This window comes from Brevibacillus sp. MER 51 (genome assembly GCF_023714195.1).
GTDB lineage: Bacteria > Bacillota > Bacilli > Brevibacillales > Brevibacillaceae > Brevibacillus.
In genome coordinates this window covers 1-260 of the sequence record NZ_JAMAUS010000085.1, presented here as the reverse complement: position 1 = coordinate 260, position 260 = coordinate 1, and the positions used below count along the sequence as shown (strand labels likewise).

Below are 260 nucleotides of genomic sequence, written 5' to 3'. Positions count from 1 at the left end.
ATGATGGCGGAGGGGACACACCCGTTCCCATGCCGAACACGGCCGTTAAGCCCTCCAGCGCCGATGGTACTTGCTCCGCAGGGAGCCGGGAGAGTAGGACGTTGCCAGGCAGTTACTCTTGCGAGTAGCTATCCAACAAAAACGAAGTTTTGTTCCTTGAAAACTGGATACTGCATGAAATTGCTAAGATATTAACTGTAAGTACTTTTTAGTGCTAACCAATGTGGTTAAGTTACTAAGGGCACACGGTGGATGCCTTG

Annotated in this window: 1 rRNA gene; it reads left to right on the top strand. The window is 49.6% G+C overall.

The features are described 5' to 3' along the window. Window positions 1-110: ribosomal RNA gene (gene rrf, locus M3630_RS30780) — 5S ribosomal RNA — on the top strand; the annotation flags it as partial. Window positions 111-260: the final 150 nt, after the last annotated feature.